The following is a 17086-nucleotide window of genomic DNA, read 5'->3' as shown; positions in this document are numbered from 1 at the left end:
GCTGGTCGGGGGCGCACCGCTGGTCGGCTGGCTCACACGATGGCGCGTAGCGCGAGCCGGGCCAGGGGCGCCGTCCGGTCGGTGCGGTGCTCGTAGTGGTCGGCTCCGGTGGCGACCGCGCTCACGCCCCGGACGCCGATGAACCGCAACGGCTCCGGTTCCCACCGGCGGGACGCGTTGTCCACCCAGCAGAGCCGGGTCTCCGGGCGGCTGGCGCCGGCCACCAGCGCGGCCAGCGACCGGGCGGCCAGGTTGCTCAGCGCGATGCCCTCGCCGCCGTAGCCGCCGGCGTGCCCGAGCCCGGTGTCCCGGTCGTAGACCACCTCGGGTTCGGTGTGCCGGTGCAACCCGTACACCCCGCTCCACCGGTGCGACACCGGCACGTCGGCGAGGTCGGGCAGCAGCTCGGCGAGGGTGCGGCGGAGCCGGTCGTGCGCCCGGCGGTCGGCGCCCCGGCCACGGTCGGCGGCCGAACCGAACCGGTAGTACGCGCCGCGCCCGCCGAGCACCAGCCGGTCGTCGAGGGTGCGTTGCAGGTAGCCGAACTGGTAGCGGCCGTCGGCGACGGTCCGGTGGTCGGTCAGGCCCAGGCGTTGCCACACCGCGTCGTCCAGCGGCTCGGTGGCCAGCACGTACGAGTGCAGCGGCAGCACCCGGCGGGCGTGGCCGGGCAGTCGGCCGGTGTACCCCTCGGTGGCGCAGAGCACCGACCTGGCGCGCACCGTACCGGAGTCGGTGACCAGCAGTCCCGGGGCGATCCGCAGGGCCCGGGTCCGCTCGACGACCCGGACCCCGCGACGTTCGACGGCGGCGAGCAGGCCGCGCGCGATGCGGGCCGGTTGCACGGCGGCGCAGTGCGGTGTGTACGCGGTGGCGCGTACCCCGGTCAGACCGATCTGCGCGGCGGCCGACGGCCCGACGGTGAGCGTGAGCCCGGTGATGCCGAGCTTGTCCCGCACCTCCTGCCAGCCGCGCAGCCGGTCCACCTGGGGCGCGCTGCGGGCCACGTAGAGCGAACCGTCGTGCCGCCAGTGCGCGTCGATGCCCTCCGTGGCGAACACCTTGCGCAGCTCGTCGAGGGTGCGTTGACCGGCCCGGTACAGCCGCATCGCGGCCATCGGCCCGTGCCGGCGGATCAGACCCGGCAGCAGCGCCGGCATCTCGGCGGTGCACCAGCCCCCGTTGCGCCCGGAGGCCCCGAACCCGGCCCGGCCGGCGTCGACGACCACGACGGACAGCTCGGGGCGGTGCACGCTGAGGTAGTACGCGGTCCACAGGCCGGTGTAGCCGGCGCCGACGATCGCCACGTCGGCGCTGGTGTCGCCGTCCAGCGGCGGACGGAGGGCGAGCTGGTCGGCGGGCAGTGAGTCGAGCCAGAGCACCCGGTCGGTGGTGCCGGCGACCGGCGGTGGGCGGGTCACGCCGCCGCCACCTCGCGGGCCAGCGCCCGCCGGTCGATCTTGCCGACCGGCGTGTACGGCAGCGCGGGCGCGACGTGCAGCCGGTCGGGCAGCTTGAAGTCGGCGAGTCCGCGCTCGCGGAGGAAGTCGTGCAGGTCCCCGAGGGCGGGTGGGGTGTCCCGGGCGACGATCACCGCGCAGGTCTTCTCGCCGAGGCGTGTGTCCGGCACCGGCACCACGGCGGCGGTACGCACCGCCGGGTGCGCGATCAGGTGGGCCTCGACCTCGTCGACGGAGATCTTCTCGCCGCCCCGGTTCACCACGTCCTTGATCCGACCGGTCACGACCAGCCGCCCGGCGGCGTCGCGGCGGACCAGGTCACCGGTGCGCAGGAACCCGTCGGCGGTGAAGACCGTGCGGTTGTGCTCGGGCACCGCGTAGTAGCCGCGCAGCGTGCACGGACCCCGGGCGAGCAGTTCGCCGACCTCGCCGTCGGGCACGTCGCGGTCGGCCTCGTCCACCACCCGCAGCTCGTCGGCGGGGCTCAGCGGGGTGCCCTGGCTGGTGGCGGCGGCCTCGTCGCCCTCGTCCGGGCGGGTGAAGCAGAGCACCCCCTCGGCCATCCCGAACCAGTGGGTCAGCGTGGCGCCGGTGGCCGGGCGCACCCGGCGGGCAACCTCAGGGCTGAGCGTGGCGCCGCCCACCTCGATGACCAGCTTCGACAGGTCGGCGCCGAAGATGCCGGCCGTCTCGGTCCAGACCGGCAGCAGCGCCGGCATCAGCGTGGTCAGCGTGACCTGTTCGGCCGTGACCAGCGGGAAGACCTCGTCCGGTGCGGGGCTGGCGGCGAGTACGGCCCGACCGCCGGCCCGCAGCGCCCCCAGCACGCCGGGGCAGCCCAGTGCGGCGTTGTGCGCCACCGGCAGCGCGGCCAGGTACGCCCCGTGCTCGTCGAAGCCCATCGCCTCGGCGGTGGCGCGCAGTTGGAACGCGTAGTCGTCGTGGGTGCGCGGGATCAGCTTGGGCAGCCCGGTGGTGCCGCCGGAGAGGAGGAAGAACGCCACCTCCGACGGGTCGGGGGCGGGCAGGTCCACCGGCTCCGCGTCGACGTCGCCCAGCGCGGTCAGCTCCTGCGGCTCGCCGGCCACCAGCACGTGCCGGACCGTGGGCACCGCCTGGCGTACCGCCCGGGCCAGGTCCCGGTGGTCGGTGCCGGCCACCACGTCGGGCACCACGAGTGCCACCGCGTCGGCGTACTCGGCGAGGTAGACCAGCTCCGCCCGGCGGTGGGCGGGCAGTGCCAGCACCGGCAGCGCACCGAGTCGGAAAAGCGCCACACACGTCACTACGAAGTCGGGGGTGTTCGGTAGCTGCACGACCACCCGGTCACCGGGCCCGATGCCGAGCGCGACCAGCCCGGCGGCCAGCCGGTCGGCGCGGGTGTCCAGTTCGCGGTAGCTGTGCCGGCTGTGCCGGGTCACCACCGCGGTCCGGTCCGGGTCCCGCGCGGCCCAGGGTCGCAGCAGGTCACCCAGCACCTCGCCACGCCAGATGCCGTCTCGGCGGTAGCGCTGGGCGAACTCGTCGGGCCAGGGGACGCATCCGGTCAGCATGCTCGGCCTCCAGGACGTGCCATCGGGAAAGCTTCCCGCCGGAGCGGACCGCCCGACGCTATGCGACGTTTCTTCTCTCGCGCAAGTGTCTGTTGTTTCTGGTCGGCGAATCCTACATGCGTCATCTATCGTGGGCGTGCCCCGGTCAACCCGAAGCGTGGGAGAAGACGATGTGGATAGTCGTGGACTACGACCGCTGTGACAGTCACGGGGTCTGCGCCGACAGCGCCCCGGAGGTGTTCGAGATCCGGGACGACGACCTGATGTACGTGCTGGTCGAGCAGCCGTCGGCGGAGCAGGTGCCGCAGGTCGAGACGGCGGTACGCGGCTGCCCGAAGCTCGCCCTGTCGTTGCGGGGGGAGTGAGCGCCGTGGCGGAGGCGGTGATCGTCGCGGCGGTGCGGACCCCGATCGGCCGGCGGGACGGATGGCTGCGCGGACTCAAGGCGGTCGAGCTGCTGCGTACCGTGCAGCGGGAGGTGCTCGACCGGGTCGGGCTGCCGGCCTCGGCGGTGGACCAGATCATCGGCGGTTGTGTCACCCAGGTCGGTGAGCAGAGCCTGAACGTGACCCGCAACGCCTGGCTGAGCACCGGGCTGGACCCGGAGGTCGCCTGCACCACCGTGGACGTGTCCTGCGGCTCGGCGCAGCAGGCCAACCACCTGGTCTCGGCGCTGATCACCGCCGGGGCGATCGACGTGGGGATCGCCTGCGGGGTGGAGTCGATGACCCGGGTGCCGGTGGGCACCAACCTCTACCAGGGGCCCGGCCACTACAAGACCGACGACTACCCGTGGGACGACCCGCCCAAGGCGCAGTTCGGCGGCGCGGAGCGGATCGCCGCCAAGTACGGCGTCGACCGGGCCGCCGCCGACGCGTACGGGCTGCGGTCGCAGCGGCGCGCGGCGGCGGCCTGGGCACAGGGACGCTTCGACGCCGAGGTGGTCGCGGTCCGCGCCCCCACGCCCGACGGCGGCACCGTCGAGGTGACCCGGGACCAGGGACTGCGCGAGACCACACCGGACGGGTTGGCCGGGTTGAGACCCACCGTCGAGGGCGGCGTGCACACCGCGGGCAGCACCTCGCAGATCTCCGACGGCGCGGCGGCGATCCTCTGGATGTCGGCCGAGCGGGCCGCCGCGCTCGGGCTGCGCCCGCGCGCCCGCCTGTTACACCAGGTGGTCACCGGCTCCGATCCGGCCCTGCTGCTGGAGGGACCGGTGGTGGCCACCCGCAAGATCCTCGACCGGGCGAGGATGCGACTGTCCGACATCGACGTCGCCGAGGTCAACGAGGCGTTCGCGGCGGTGGTGCTCGGCTGGACGGCGGCACACGACGCCGACTCGGAACGGGTCAACGTCAACGGCGGCGCGATCGCGCTGGGTCACCCGCTGGGCGCCTCCGGCACCCGGCTGCTGGTCAGCGCGCTGCACGAGCTGGAACGCACCGACCGGGAACTGGCCCTGGTCACCATGTGCTGCGGTGGCGCGCTGGGCACCGCCTCGATCCTGCAACGGATGTGAGCGCGGTGCACGGGCACGACGCCGGGGACTTCTATCGCGAGGCCCGCGACGATCTGGCCGGACCCCTGGACGGGGTCCGGGTGCTGGACGTGACGAAGGTCTGGTCCGGCCCGCTGACCAGCGCGATCCTGGCCGACATGGGCGCCGACGTGATCCGGGTGGAGCTGCCGCACGGGCGCGACGGCGAGGTGCCGCCCCGGATCCCCGGGACCGGGTTGTCCTGGTTCCGGCAGACGGTCAACCGCAACAAACGCAGCGCCGGGCTCGACCTGCGGGAGCCGGCCGGACGCGAGACCTTCCTGCGACTGGTCAGCACCGCCGACGTGGTGGTGGAGAACTACCGCCCCGGCACGCTCGACGGGTGGGGGGTGGGCTGGGCGCAGTGCCGGGCCGTCCGTCCCGACCTGGTCTTCGTCTCGATCTCCGGCTGGGGCCAGTACGGCGACCGGCGTACCGAGGCGGCCTACGACCCGATCGTGCAGGCGGCCAGCGGGTGGATGGCGCTCAACGGGCCGCCCGGGGCCGGTCCGGTCCGGGCGCCGACGTTCCTCGCCGACGAGCTGGCCGGCCTGCACGGGGCGATCGGGGCGCTGGGCGCCCTCTGGCACCGGGCGCGGACCGGCGAGGGGCAGCACGTGGACGTGGCGATGTTCGACGCCATGCTCGCCGGCAGCGCCGGCCTGCACACCCTCGCTGCCGCCGGCCGCCCGCCCGACAGGTGGGGCAACCAGACCGACTTCGTGGTGCCGTCCAACGTCTACGACTGCGCCGACGGGCAGGTCTACCTGGCCGTCGCGCTGGACCGGCACTGGCGGGAACTGGCCGAGGCGATGGATCGCCCGGAGCTGGCGCGGGCCCCCGGGTTCGGGCGCGCGGCCGACCGACTGGCCAACCGGGTCGAGGTGGACGCCACGGTGGCCGGGTGGTGTCGGGGACGGCCGGCGGACGCCGTGGTCGCCGCGCTGGTCGCGCGGGGTCTGACCGTCTCCCGGGTCCGCAGCGTGGCCGAGGTGGCCGCCGATCCGTACCTGGCGCAGCGGGAGATGCTGCAACCCACCGTGCTCAGCGACGGCAGCATCGCGCCGATCGTCGGTCCGGCGGCGAAGTTCTCCCGCACCCCGACCCGGGTACGGCACGGCGCGCCGACGCCCGGGCAGCACACCGCGCAGGTGCTCGACGAGCTCGGTCCGGTGCCCGTCGAGGTGGCAAAAAAAACATACGACACCACTTGCTGACCCCGTCGCCGGTGGGTCAGTATGTTGGCGCGGAACAGATACAACATACGCGTCAGTGGAGTGTTGTATCGCGTTCGGTCGGCAGTCGTCCGACAGGGGAGGTTGGCTTGACCACTCAGCTTCGAGCTCTGGTGACCGGCGTCTCGCGGGGAATCGGACGCGCCACGGCGCTGCGGCTCGCCGAGCAGGGCTACGCGGTGGCCGGTTGCTACAGCAGCGCCAGCGAGGCGGCGGCCAAGACCCGCGCCGAGGTCGCGGCCTTCGGAGTGCCGGTGCACTTCGCACCCTGCGACGTGACCGACCTGGCGGCGGTGGAGGCGTTCGTGGGCGCCGCCGAGGACGCGCTGGGGCCGATCGACTGTCTGGTCAACAACGCCGGCATCACCCGCGACAGCCCCCTGGTGCTCTCCACCGAGGCGGACTGGTCGGCGGTGATCTCGACCAACCTCACCGGCACCTGGAACCTCTGCCGCGCGATGACCTTCCGCTTCATGAAGCGCAAAGCCGGCGTGGTGGTCAACATGTCGTCGGTGGCCGGTGTGTACGGCAACACCGGACAGACCGCGTACGCCGCCAGCAAGGCCGGGATCATCGGGCTGAGCCGCTCGCTGGCCAAGGAGGTGGCCCGGTACGGCATCCGGGTCAACGTGGTCGCCCCCGGTTTCATCGAGACCGACATGACCGACGCGCTCTCCGGCAAGCTGCGCGAACAGGCCCTCGGCCAGATCGCCCTGCGCCGCTTCGGCCGCGCCGAGGACGTCGCCGACCTGGTGGAGTTCCTCTGCTCGCCGCGCGCCGGCTACATCACCGGTCAGGTGTTCCAGGTCGACGGGGGGATCACGTTGTGAGCACCCCCACCGTCACCACCACCACCCGCCGCTGCCCGCCCGGCGCCGCGCCGCTGGCCGCCGTCGACGACCTCCAGGTCACCGCCGTCGGCGAGCACGTCGAGGTGATCGCCGCGGTGCCGGTCCGCCCGGACGACCCGAACCTGTGCGGTCACTTCCCCGGCTTCCCGGTCTTCCCCGGCGTGTTCGTCCTGGAGGCCCTCGCGCAGGCGGTCGACATCGCGTTGCGCGGCGCCGGCCGACCCCGGTTACGCACGCGCGCGGTCCAGGCCGTGCGGTTCCTGGCGCCGCTGCTGCCGCCGGACCGGCTGACGCTGGACATCAAGGCCGTCGCCGACGGGCCCGACCGGTGGGCGGTGACCGCCTCCGGCCGCCGCGACGACGGCACGGTGACCGTGACGATGCGCGCCCGCTTCGACGGCGGGGACGTGGTCGAGGCGACCGGCACCGCGTCCGACCCGTCGGGCCCGCCCACCGTCACCGGGGGAGCGCTCGGGCACCACCAGGTCCGGGCACTCCTGCCGCAGCGTTACCCGCTGCTGCTCGTCGACCGGGTGCTGGGCCTGGCGCCCGGTGACCGGATCGAGGCGGTCAAGACGGTCACCGCCACCGAGCCCTGCTACCGGGCCCTGACCGACGACGCACCGCCCGGCGACTACGCCTACCCGGCGTCGCTGCTGGTGGAGTCACTCGGGCAGACCGCCGCCCTGCTCTGGCTGACCGGGTCGGACACCCCGATCGGTGACGAGCACGTGCTGATGTTCGTCGGGGCCCGCGACTTCACCTTCGACGGCGTCGCCTACCCGGGCGACGTGCTGCGTCACGTGGTCTACCTGGAACGGGTGATCGCCGACACCGCCTTCGCCACCGGCGAGACGTACGTCGGCGACCGCCGCATCGCCCGCGTCGGGACGCTGATGGCGGCCCGACGCCCGCGTACGGCGCTCACGGCCACGGCCGGCGCCGAGACCGCCACCTCGGGAACCGTCGGCGTCCCCACCGGACGGGACTCGTCCCGGCCCGGGGTGCCGCCGGCTTCGTCAAACCTCCGCTGGAAAGGCTGACCTGTCATGACGCAGACCGACCCCCGCATGGCCGAACTCCGCGAGATCGTGGCGGAGGTGCTGGAGCTCGAGCCGGAGGAGCTCACCGAGACCGGCGACTTCGCCGAGGACTACGAGGCCGACTCGCTGCGGGCGATCGAGATCCTGGCGCGGATCGACAAGAAGTTCAAGATCGAGATTCCGCAGTCGGAGTTGCCGCAGCTGAGCAACCTCAAAGCGGTCTACGACGCGGTGGTGCGTCACTCAGCCGACCAGGCCTGAGCATGAACCGGGTCGTGGTGACCGGGCTCGGCCCGGTGTCCAGCATCGGGATCGGCGTCTCCGCGTTCACCGACGGCCTGCGCGAAGGCCGATCCGGCATCTCGCCGATCCGCAGCTTCGACGCCGGCGGCTTCCCCCACCGCAACGCCGGGGAGGTGCCGGGGTTCCGCCCGGAGGCGCTGCTGGATCGGATCGACGTGGCGCGTTGGGGGCGGTCCGCGCAGTTCGCGGCCGCCGCCGCGCGGCTGGCCCTGGCCGACTCCGGCCTGGACCCGTCGGCGGTAGCGCCGGAGCGCGCCGGCGTGGTGGTCGGCACCACCAGCGGCGAGTCGGTGGTGGTCGAGGCGGTGACCGCCCAACAGGTCGAGTCCGGCTTCGAGGGCATGGACCCGGACCTGCTCCGGCAGGTGCCGGCGGGTCGGCTCGCGCACGCGGTGAGCACCGAACTGGACCTGGCGGGGGAGTCGCTGACCCTGGCCACCGCCTGCTCGGCCAGCAACTACGCGATCGGCTACGCGTACGACATGCTGGCCACCGGTGAGGCGGAGGTGATGTTCGCCGGCGGGGCCGACTCGGTCTGCCGCTGGGCCCACGCCGGCTTCTACCGGTTGGGGGCGCTGACCGCCGACGCCTGTTCGCCGTTCGACCGGGACCGTTCCGGCATCCTCACCGGCGAGGGCGGGGCGATCCTGATGCTGGAGACCCTCGACCACGCCCGTGCCCGTGGGGCGCGGATCTACGCCGAGGTCCTCGGGTACGGCGTCAACTGCGACGCCAACCACCCCGTCGCACCGGACCGGGGCAGCATCGCCGCCTGCATGCGCGCCGCGCACCGCAACGCCTCGGTCAAGCCGGCCGACGTCGACTACATCTGCGCCCACGGCACCGGCACGCCGGCCAACGACTCGGTGGAGGCCCAGGCCATCTTCGACGTCTTCGGCGACCGGGTGCCCCCGGTCAGCTCGATCAAGTCGATGATCGGGCACACCATGGGCGCGGCGAGCGGCTTCGGTGCGATCGCCGGAACCCTCGCCATCGCGCACGGGTTCCTGCCACCGACGATCAACTGGGCCAATCCGGACCCGGCCCTGGCCGGGCTGGACCCGGTGCCGAACACCGCCCGCCAGGCCGGTGTCCGGGTGGTGCAGAACAACGGGTTCGCCTTCGGCGGCAACAACGCCATCGTCCTGATCGGAGCCGTCGAATGAGCGGGGTCGTGATCACCGGATGGAGCGCGGTCAGCCCGGCCGGTGTGGGCCGGGCCGCGCTGGCCGAGCGCCTGGCCGCCGTCACGCCGGGCGTCCCGGCCGGCGTCCCGGCTCCGGGCGGGCCGGTCGACGTCACCGCGTTGACCGACGAGCCGCTGCCCACCCCGACCGGACACGCGCTGGTCGACTTCGACGTCCGGAGCCACCTGGGCCGCAAGGGCACCAGCTTCTACGACCGGGCCACCGCGCTCTCCGTGGTGGCGTGCGGCGACGCGCTGCGCGACGCGGGCGTGGAGGTGGACGACACCAACCGCGCCCGGCTCGGCCTGGTGCTCGGCACCTCGCTGGGCAGCTTCCGCTCCACCAGCGACTACACCCGGGAGACGCTGGTCCAGGAGAAGCCGTACCTGGTCAACCCGGTGCTGTTCCCCAACACCGTGATGAACTGCGCGGCCGGTCAGTCCGCCATCCGGCACGGCCTGCGCGGGGTCAACGCCACGGTGGCGACCGGCCCGCTGGCCTTCCTCGACGCGCTGCGGTACGGCAGCAACGCCATCGCCCGGGGGTACGTCGACGCGATGCTGGTCGGTGCCGTGGAGGAGTTCAGCCCGCACCGGGCCTGGACCACCTGGCTGACCGGTCGCCCCGGGCAGCCGGTGCCGACCGGTGAGGCGGCGGTGGTCTTCGTGCTCACCCGCGCCGAACAGCCCGCCTGGGCCGGCGTACGCCGGGAGGCCGAGGTGCTCGCGCTGGCCACCGCGTACGGCCCGGGTGGCGGTCCGGCCGCCGACCGGGCGCTCACCGGGTGCGTCTCCCGGGCGGTCCGTCGGGCCGGCGTCGACCCGGCCGAGGTGGACTGCGTCCTGACCGGCGAGACCGGGGAGGACGACACCGACGAGTTCGACCCCGCCTGTGCGGCGCTCGGCCAGGTGCCGACCCGAATCCGGGCCAGCGGTCTCTTCGGGCGCTGCGACGCGGCCACCGGTGGGCTCGCGCTGGCCACCTTCCTCGCCACCGCACCGGCCGGCGACACGCCCCGGCTGGCGCTGATCACCTCGCGCAGCCCGGACGGCGGCACCGCTGCCGCCATCGTCAGGGGGTGGCCGGGTGCCGGCGCGTCTGACCGCTAGCGAGCTGCGCACCTGCCTCGGCGACGGGGACCGGACCTTCGCCGGCCTGCTGGCCGGCACAAGCGGGATCGGTCCGCTGCGGCACGGCGTACCGGCCGCCCTCAACGTCGCCCACGGCTACCACGTCGACGACGGCGCGGACCGGGCCTTCGCGGCCAGCCGCTGGGTGGCCGAGTGCGCCGCGCGGGCGGTCGCCGCCGGTGCGCTGGATCCCCGGCGTCGCCGCGTGGTCGCCCTGGTCGGCACCGGTCTGCGGGAACTGGCGGCGGTGGAGGCGTACGCCACCGGCGGCGACGCGTTCGGCGCGCACCGGCTGCACTTCGGCGACGCGGTGCACACGGCCGTGCCCGGCCTGCGGGAGGTGGTGACCGTCAGCAACGCGTGCAGCGCCGGCGGACACGTCCTGGCCCTCGCCGAGGACCTGCTCATGCTCGGTGACGCCGACGCGGTGCTGGTCTGCGGCGTCGACGCGACCACCGAGTCGATGCTGGCGATGATCGGCCGTGTCGTCGACCGCCCCACCGAGACGGTCCGGCCGTTCGACGCCGACCGGCAGGGCGTCCTGCTCGGCGACGGCGCCGCCGCGCTCGTGCTGGTGCCCGACGACGACGACACCCGTCCGGCCCTGGCCCGGATCGTGGCCACCGGCCTGTCCTGCGACGCCCACCACGAGACCGCCCCGTCGGTGGCCGGCATCACCCGCGCCATGCGGGACGCGCTGGCCCGCGCCGGCCGGGAACCGGCCGAGGTCGACCTGGTCGTGGCGCACGGCACCGGCACCGCGCTCAACGACCCGGCCGAGTGCGAGGCGCTCCGGCAGGTGTTGGTGAGCGGCGGTGCGGATCCGCTGGTGACCGCCGTGAAGGGCGCCACCGGGCACACCTCCGGTGCCGCCGCGCTGGTCAACCTCGACGTGGCACGCCGCTGCCTGGCCGAGGGCCGGGTGCCACCGGTGGTGGGACTGCGGCGTCCGTTGCCGGAGGGCACCGGACTGCGGTTCCCCACCGAGGCGACCGCGCATCCTGCCCGGCTGGTCCAGTCCGACGCGTTCGGCTTCGGCGGCGTCAACGCCGTCACCCTGGTGGAGGCCCCGTGACCAGCCCACTGATCGCCCCCGACCCGACCCGGCCCGCCAGCACCGCCGCACCGGTGACGGTGCGGGTGGCCGGGTGGAGCCTGCACCTGCCCGAGGCGGACGGTCTCGCCGCCGACCTGGCCGCGTGGTCCGGCACGTCGGCGTCGCGACTGTCCGCGACCCTGGCCGACGCGGTGCCCGCCGACCGCGCCCACCAGGTGCTCGGCCGTAAGGGCCTGCTCTTCAAGGAACCCGCCACCCGGCTGGCGCTCTGTGCGGTGCACCGCGCGCTCGGCCTGCCGCCCGGCCGCCACCCGCCCGACGGCGTCGACCCCCGCAGCGCGGTGGTGGTCGCCGGTAACCTCGGCAACGTCGCCACCGTTGCCGACCTGGCCCGTACCGTGCACGCCGAGGGGGGCCGCGCGGTCAGCCCGCTCGCCGCCCCGAACGCCTCCAGCAACGTGGTGGCCAGCACCGTGGCGCTCTGGTTCGGACTCGGCGCGGCGAACCTGATGGTCTGCTCCGGCGCCACCGCCGGCCTGGACGCGGTCCGCGCGGCGATGCTGCTGCTGCGCGCCGGACGGGCCGACCGGGTGCTGGTCGTGGGCACCGAGCCGGCCGACGAGGTGGCCACCGAACTGCACCAGGCGGGTCGCCCGGCTTTCCCGCTGCGCGCCGGTGCCGCCTGCCTGGTGCTCACCACCACCGCCCGGTCCGACACCGGGCCCGTGCTGGGACCGTCCGGCGGGCGGTCCGCGTACCGCCGGATCGGGCCGGGCGGCTTCGACCCGGCGGCGCACTGGGGAGACTGCTACGGCGCGGCCGGCGTGGTGAACCTGGCGCTGGCCGCGACGCTGCTGGACGCCGGAGCGCCCGGCCCGGTCGCGGTCGCCTGCGGTGACGACACCGACGGCGTACGCGAGCTGCTCCTCGACGCCACCCCCGGAGCCGGACGATGATCCCGGCCCCGGCGGTGCACGAGCTGACCTCCGGCGTGCCCGGGGGAGACCTGGTGGTGCTCGCCCACGGCCTGGAGGACTCCTGGGAGTCGTGGCGACCGCTGGCCCGGGCCTTCGACCCCCGCTGGCACGTGGTCGCCCTGGACCTGCCGTGGCGGGCCGGCAACGACTACCGGTGGCGTCGCCAGGGCAGCCCGGCGCAGTGGCTCGCCGCCGGGCTGGCCGGGTTGCCCCGCCCGGCGGACACCGTCATCGCGCACTCCTTCGGCGCGAACGCGACGCTGGAACTGCTGGCCGGCGGGGAGCCGGCGGCCCGCGCCACGGTGCTGATCTGCCCGCTGTACTGCCCGCCCGAGCAACCGATCACCTGGCAGGTCTTCGACCGGGCCCGGCGTACCTTCGACCGGCACGTCCACGACGGACTGCGGCTGCGCGTCGGCCCGCGACTGCGCAAGCTGGACGCCGCGTTGCTCGACGCGATGTTCACCAAGGCCATCGACCGGATCGGGCCGGCCGGCTTCCTCACCGTCTTCGACCAGTTCGTCAACAGCGGCGGGCTGGCGCTGACCACGGTGGACGTCCCGACGTTGATCCTGGCCGGCGGGGCCGACCCGACCCTCTCCCCGGCCGCCGCCGCCACGCTGGGCCGGGACATGCCCCGGGCCACCCTGCTGGTGCACGAGCACTACGACCACTTCTGCCACGTCCGCCACGCCGACGAGGTCGCGGAGCAGGCCGCCCGGTTCGTCGGTGAGGCGAACCGGGTGACGGTACGTCCCTGACGACAGGAGCAGCCACCATGACCAGTGCGCCCACCGCCCCGCTGACCGTCCTGGTCGGGCGGCCCCGGTACGAGGGGGCCAACATCCGCACCTGGATCGGTTTCAAGCACTTCATCTATCTGGTCGAGGAGGCGGTGCTGCAGTGGCTGCGGGACCGTGGTCCCGGTGCCCGCGACCTCTTCCACGAGCACGGCCTGGGCGTCGAGATCGTCGACTGCTCGGTGCAGTTGCCGGCCGTGCTGGAAGTCGACGACGAGGTGCGGGTGGAGGTCACCGGCGAGTCCGCCGATCGGCTGACGGTGCGGATGACGGTGGTCCGCGACGGGCGCGAGCAGGTGGTGCTGCGCGGCAAGGTCCGGGTGGCGCTGGTCGTCGAACCCGCCGCCACCGCCTCCGCGCCCGCCCCCGCGCACCTGGCGGACCTGGTGGTGCCGACCCTGGGTGCCGCCGCCACGGTGAGCCGACCCGACCACCGGCCGATCCGCCCCGGCGAGACGGTTGCCGACGTGCTCACCCCGGTCGGGTCCCGGTCGTTCCTGTGGACCTGGCGGGCGCCCTACTTCTACTGCCACTTCTCCGACCGGGTGCAGCACTCCGGCTACGTGCGGGCGCTGGAGGAGGTGGTGGACCGGTTCCTGGCCGCCCGAGGCATCTCGGTGGGCCGACTGGTCCGCGAACGCTCCTGGATCCCGGTGGTGTCCCGGGCCCGGATCCGGATGGTCGAGGCGGCCCGGATGGAGGAGGACGTGCACACCGTCCTGACCGTCACCGACGTGCTGCGCGGGGTCATGTTCGACGCGCGGATGGACTGCTACGTCCGGCGCGGCGAGCGGCTGGTGCACACCGCGACCGCGAACATCCTGCACGGGTACGCGATCAGCGCCGGCCCGAACGCCGGCGAGCTGGCCGAGTTCGACGACGAGGTGCTCCGCGCGCTGGCCGGCGGTGTGGCATGAAGAAGCGGCCCCGGCTCTACTTCTCCTTCCGCAGCCCGTACAGCTGGCTGGCGGTGCACCGGCTGCGTGCCGAGGTGCCGGACCTGTTCGCCCAGGTCGACTGGTTCCCGTACTGGGACCCGGACGAGAAGACGAACGCGGCACTGGCCGAGCGGGGCGCCGAGATGCACTACGTGCAGATGAGCCGGGCCAAGCACCGTTACCTGCTGGTGGACACCAAGCGGCTGGCGCAGCGCGCCGGACTGCCGATGGCCTGGCCGATCGACGTGGACCCGTGGTGGGACCTGCCGCACCTGGCCTGGCTGCTGGCCCGCCGGGCCGGTCGGGCGGTGCCGTTCTACGACGCGCTGGTGGCGGCCCGCTGGGAGCGCGGCGAGGACGTCTGCACCCCGGAGGTCGTCGCCCGGGCCGCCGTCGAGGCGGGGATCGACCCGGTGGCCGCACAGAACGCCCCGCAGGACGAGACGCTGCGCGCGGAGGGGGTCGACTGCCTGGCCGCCGCGTACGACGACGACATCTTCGGCATCCCGTACCTGCGCGTCGGTCGGCACCGCTTCTGGGGCCTGGACCGGGTGGACCACTTCCTGGCCGAATGGCGACCGGAGAGCACGCCCACGCCGGAGGCGAGTCCCGCCGTGCCGACGGCGGTGCGCGATGGAGCCGCCGTTCCGGCGGCGGTGCTCGACGGTGCCGCCTTCGACACCGACACCGCGGGAGGCTGCGGATGACCGGGCGCACGCCGGCCGAGGAACGCCTGCGTCGGCAGCGGCAACTGGCGGCGACCTGCCGGCTCTTCGCCCGCTACGGGTTCGACGAGGGTGCCGGGGGCCACGTCACGGCCCGCGACCCGGAGGACCCGGACCGGTTCTGGATCAACCCGTTCGGGATGCACTTCGGACACGTACGCGTCAGCGACCTGCTGCTGGTGGACGCGGGCGGTGAGGTGCTGGAGGGCACCGGACGGATCAACCCGGCCGGGTACGTCATCCACTCGCACGTGCACGCCGCCCGTCCCGACGTGGTCGCCGCCGCGCACACCCACTCCACCCACGGGCGGGCCTGGTCGGCGCTGGGCCGTCCGCTGGACCCGATCACCCAGGACGCCTGCGCCTTCTACCAGGACCACACCGTGTTCGCCGACTACACCGGCGTGGTGCTCGCCGACGAGGAGGGCAAGCGGATCGCCGACGCACTCGGCGACACCAAGGCGGTGGTGCTGCGCAACCACGGGCTGCTCACCGTCGGCGGTTCGGTGGCGGAGGCGGCCTGGTGGTTCATCGCCATGGACCGCAGCGCCCAGGTGCAGTTGCTGGCCGAGGCGGCGGGGCAGCCGATCCTGATCGGCCCGGACGAGGCCGCCGAGACCCGGCGCGTCATCGGCACCCCGGGGATCGCCCGGCTGAACTTCCGGCCGCTGTACGCCGACATCGTGCGGGCCCAGCCGGACCTGCTGGACTGAGCCGGAGGGAACGGGATGGCCGTACTGCTGAGGGACCTGGCCGGGGCCACCGGTGCACCGGCACTGACCGACGCCGACGGTGAGCTGGACTGGACCGAGCTGGACGCGCGGGTCAACCGGTGGATCCGGTTGCTGCGCGCCGAGGGGCTGCGGGTCGGCGACACCATGGCGGTGGTCTGCGGCAACCGGCGGGAGACGTTCGAGGCGCTGCTGGCCGCCCTGCACACCGGGGTGACGGTGGTGCCGGTCAACTGGCACCTGACCGCGCCGGAGATCGCGTACCTGCTGGCGGACTCGGAGAGCCGACTCGTGCTGACCGAGCCCGCCTACGCGCCCGTGGTCGACCAGGCGGTGCGGACCGCAGCTGTGCGGGTCCGGCAGCTCGTGACGGGGGAGAGCGACGTCGGCGACGCGGTCGCGGTCGAACCGCGGCTGGCGGGTCTCGCCGCCGACGAACCGCCGGATCAGGTCTGCGGCTCCACCATGCTCTACACCTCGGGCACCACGGGTGCGCCCAAGGGGGTCCGCAACGGCCTGTTCCGCGCCGGGGCGCCGTTCGGGCGGGTGGAACGGCTGTTGGCGTACGCCGGGCACGCCCTGCACGTGCCGGCGCGCGGCGCGGTGCTGCTGGTCGGTCCCTGGTACCACTCCGCGCAGCTGTTCTTCGCGCTGCTGCCGTTGCTGCGCGGCAGCCGCCTGGTGCTGCACGAGCGCTTCGACCCGCAGGCGTTCCTGGCCACGGTGGCCGCGCACCGGATCACCGCCTGCCACCTGGTGCCGACCCAGTTCGTCCGGCTGCTGCGGCTGGACGACGCGGTCCGGGCCGACGCCGACGTGCGCAGCCTGCGGGTGGTGTGGCACGGCGGCGGGCCGTGTCCGGTCGAGGTGAAACGACAGATGATCGAGTGGTGGGGGCCGGTGGTGGTCGAGTACTACGCGGCGACCGAGGCGGGCGTGGTCACGCTCATCGGTGCCGAGGAGTGGCTGCGTCGGCCGGGAAGTGTCGGTCGGCCGGTGCCTCCCAACGAGGTGGTCATCCTCGACCCGGACGGGGTGGCGCTGCCGCCCGGCCGCCCGGGGCGGGTCTTCGTCCGCCGGGCCGGGGGAAAGACGTTCGAGTACCACAACGCCCCGGAGAAGACCCGCGACGCGCATCTGGGTCCCGGCGTCTTCACCTACGGCGAGACCGGTCACCTGGACGAGGAGGGTTACCTCTATCTGACCGGACGCGCCCGCGACCTGATCATCTCCGGTGGGGTGAACATCTACCCGGCCGAGGTGCAGGCGGTCCTCCAGGAACACCCGGCGGTCCGGGACGCGGCGGTGACCGGGGAACCCGACGACGAGTACGGCGAGCGGGTGGTGGCCGTCGTCGAACTCGATCCGCACCGGCTCGACCCGGCCGCCGCCCCGCAGGTGCTGGAGGCGTTCTGCCGCCGTTCGCTGGCCGGGTTCAAGGTGCCCCGCCGGTGGCGGTTCGTCGCCGAACTGCCGCGCGACGGCACCGGCAAGCTCCGCCACGACGTGCTGCGTGAGCTGCTGCGTCCGCAGACCACGGCGGGACGCTCGTGAGC

The 17086-nt window shown here is 74.1% G+C and carries 17 protein-coding genes; 15 read left to right on the top strand and 2 right to left on the bottom strand.

All coding sequences use genetic code 11. The features are described 5' to 3' along the window. Positions 1-32: 32 nt before the first annotated feature. Entirely contained in the window at positions 33-1421 is a 1389-nt protein-coding gene (locus HUT12_RS19100) for an FAD-binding oxidoreductase (protein ID WP_176094246.1), read from the bottom strand. Further along, complete coding sequence (locus tag HUT12_RS19095) at positions 1418-3013, bottom strand: (2,3-dihydroxybenzoyl)adenylate synthase (RefSeq protein ID WP_131054440.1); 1596 nt, start codon at positions 3011-3013, stop codon at positions 1418-1420. Before HUT12_RS19095 ends, HUT12_RS19100 begins: the two co-directional genes overlap by 4 nt. Positions 3014-3183: 170 nt before the next feature. On the opposite strand from HUT12_RS19095, the gene HUT12_RS19090 reads away from it, so the two are divergent. The 15 genes from HUT12_RS19090 to HUT12_RS19015 all read left to right on the top strand — a co-directional run bounded on the left by HUT12_RS19090 (position 3184) and on the right by HUT12_RS19015 (position 17084). Next, complete coding sequence (locus tag HUT12_RS19090; RefSeq protein WP_131054439.1) at positions 3184-3378, top strand: ferredoxin; 195 nt, start codon at positions 3184-3186, stop codon at positions 3376-3378. A gap of 5 nt (positions 3379-3383) precedes the next feature. Continuing rightward, a complete protein-coding gene (locus HUT12_RS19085; protein ID WP_176094245.1) occupies positions 3384-4535 on the top strand; it encodes a steroid 3-ketoacyl-CoA thiolase in 1152 nt (383 codons plus the stop codon). Next, complete coding sequence (locus tag HUT12_RS19080; protein ID WP_217706025.1) at positions 4532-5770, top strand: CoA transferase; 1239 nt, start codon at positions 4532-4534, stop codon at positions 5768-5770. The genes HUT12_RS19085 and HUT12_RS19080 overlap by 4 nt, the downstream gene beginning before the upstream one ends. Positions 5771-5877: 107 nt before the next feature. Next, positions 5878-6618 carry a 3-oxoacyl-[acyl-carrier-protein] reductase gene (gene fabG / locus HUT12_RS19075; RefSeq protein ID WP_131054436.1) on the top strand — a complete coding sequence of 247 codons (741 nt, stop codon included), beginning with the start codon at positions 5878-5880 and terminating at the stop codon, positions 6616-6618. After that, on the top strand, positions 6615-7682 hold the full coding sequence (locus HUT12_RS32885; protein WP_254876881.1) for a hypothetical protein: 1068 nt from the start codon (positions 6615-6617) through the stop codon (positions 7680-7682). The genes fabG and HUT12_RS32885 overlap by 4 nt, the downstream gene beginning before the upstream one ends. A gap of 6 nt (positions 7683-7688) precedes the next feature. After that, positions 7689-7943: an acyl carrier protein gene (locus HUT12_RS19060; RefSeq protein ID WP_131054435.1), complete on the top strand. Its 255-nt coding sequence runs from the start codon at positions 7689-7691 to the stop codon at positions 7941-7943. A 2-nt stretch (positions 7944-7945) separates the two neighbouring features. After that, a complete protein-coding gene (locus HUT12_RS19055) occupies positions 7946-9151 on the top strand; it encodes a beta-ketoacyl synthase (protein WP_176094244.1) in 1206 nt (401 codons plus the stop codon). Next, the gene (locus HUT12_RS19050; RefSeq protein ID WP_176094243.1) at positions 9148-10281 is read left to right on the top strand and encodes a beta-ketoacyl synthase N-terminal-like domain-containing protein; all 1134 of its coding nucleotides are present in this window, start codon (positions 9148-9150) and stop codon (positions 10279-10281) included. Before HUT12_RS19055 ends, HUT12_RS19050 begins: the two co-directional genes overlap by 4 nt. Further along, entirely contained in the window at positions 10259-11377 is a 1119-nt protein-coding gene (locus HUT12_RS19045; RefSeq protein ID WP_131053900.1) for a beta-ketoacyl synthase N-terminal-like domain-containing protein, read from the top strand. Before HUT12_RS19050 ends, HUT12_RS19045 begins: the two co-directional genes overlap by 23 nt. Next, entirely contained in the window at positions 11374-12315 is a 942-nt protein-coding gene (locus tag HUT12_RS19040; RefSeq protein ID WP_176094242.1) for a beta-ketoacyl synthase N-terminal-like domain-containing protein, read from the top strand. The genes HUT12_RS19045 and HUT12_RS19040 overlap by 4 nt, the downstream gene beginning before the upstream one ends. Next, the gene (locus HUT12_RS19035) at positions 12312-13097 is read left to right on the top strand and encodes an alpha/beta fold hydrolase (protein WP_176094241.1); all 786 of its coding nucleotides are present in this window, start codon (positions 12312-12314) and stop codon (positions 13095-13097) included. The genes HUT12_RS19040 and HUT12_RS19035 overlap by 4 nt, the downstream gene beginning before the upstream one ends. A gap of 17 nt (positions 13098-13114) precedes the next feature. Beyond that, the gene (locus tag HUT12_RS19030; protein WP_131053903.1) at positions 13115-14053 is read left to right on the top strand and encodes a thioesterase family protein; all 939 of its coding nucleotides are present in this window, start codon (positions 13115-13117) and stop codon (positions 14051-14053) included. After that, on the top strand, positions 14050-14781 hold the full coding sequence (locus HUT12_RS19025) for a 2-hydroxychromene-2-carboxylate isomerase (RefSeq protein ID WP_176094240.1): 732 nt from the start codon (positions 14050-14052) through the stop codon (positions 14779-14781). The genes HUT12_RS19030 and HUT12_RS19025 overlap by 4 nt, the downstream gene beginning before the upstream one ends. Continuing rightward, the gene (locus HUT12_RS19020; protein ID WP_131053905.1) at positions 14778-15512 is read left to right on the top strand and encodes a class II aldolase/adducin family protein; all 735 of its coding nucleotides are present in this window, start codon (positions 14778-14780) and stop codon (positions 15510-15512) included. Before HUT12_RS19025 ends, HUT12_RS19020 begins: the two co-directional genes overlap by 4 nt. 15 nt (positions 15513-15527) lie before the next feature. Further along, complete coding sequence (locus HUT12_RS19015) at positions 15528-17084, top strand: AMP-binding protein (RefSeq protein ID WP_131053906.1); 1557 nt, start codon at positions 15528-15530, stop codon at positions 17082-17084. The last annotated feature ends 2 nt before the right edge of the window (positions 17085-17086 follow it).

It is taken from the genome of Verrucosispora sp. NA02020, from assembly GCF_013364215.1.
Classification (GTDB): Bacteria; Actinomycetota; Actinomycetes; order Mycobacteriales; family Micromonosporaceae; genus Micromonospora.
The sequence above is the reverse complement of the archived record's forward strand: the minus strand, read 5'-3'. Positions and strand labels throughout refer to the sequence as shown.

What these genes read in the sequence shown, in the direction of transcription:
- HUT12_RS19095 (WP_131054440.1), bottom strand. Translation starts at nt 3,013, where the DNA reads ATGCTGACCGGATGCGTCCCCTGGCCCGACGAGTTCGCCCAGCGCTAC.
- HUT12_RS19090 (WP_131054439.1), top strand. Translation starts at nt 3,184, where the DNA reads ATGTGGATAGTCGTGGACTACGACCGCTGTGACAGTCACGGGGTCTGC.
- HUT12_RS19060 (WP_131054435.1), top strand. Translation starts at nt 7,689, where the DNA reads ATGACGCAGACCGACCCCCGCATGGCCGAACTCCGCGAGATCGTGGCG.
- HUT12_RS19055 (WP_176094244.1), top strand. Translation starts at nt 7,946, where the DNA reads ATGAACCGGGTCGTGGTGACCGGGCTCGGCCCGGTGTCCAGCATCGGG.
- HUT12_RS19050 (WP_176094243.1), top strand. Translation starts at nt 9,148, where the DNA reads ATGAGCGGGGTCGTGATCACCGGATGGAGCGCGGTCAGCCCGGCCGGT.
- HUT12_RS19035 (WP_176094241.1), top strand. Translation starts at nt 12,312, where the DNA reads ATGATCCCGGCCCCGGCGGTGCACGAGCTGACCTCCGGCGTGCCCGGG.
- HUT12_RS19030 (WP_131053903.1), top strand. Translation starts at nt 13,115, where the DNA reads ATGACCAGTGCGCCCACCGCCCCGCTGACCGTCCTGGTCGGGCGGCCC.
- HUT12_RS19025 (WP_176094240.1), top strand. Translation starts at nt 14,050, where the DNA reads ATGAAGAAGCGGCCCCGGCTCTACTTCTCCTTCCGCAGCCCGTACAGC.
- HUT12_RS19020 (WP_131053905.1), top strand. Translation starts at nt 14,778, where the DNA reads ATGACCGGGCGCACGCCGGCCGAGGAACGCCTGCGTCGGCAGCGGCAA.
- HUT12_RS19015 (WP_131053906.1), top strand. Translation starts at nt 15,528, where the DNA reads ATGGCCGTACTGCTGAGGGACCTGGCCGGGGCCACCGGTGCACCGGCA.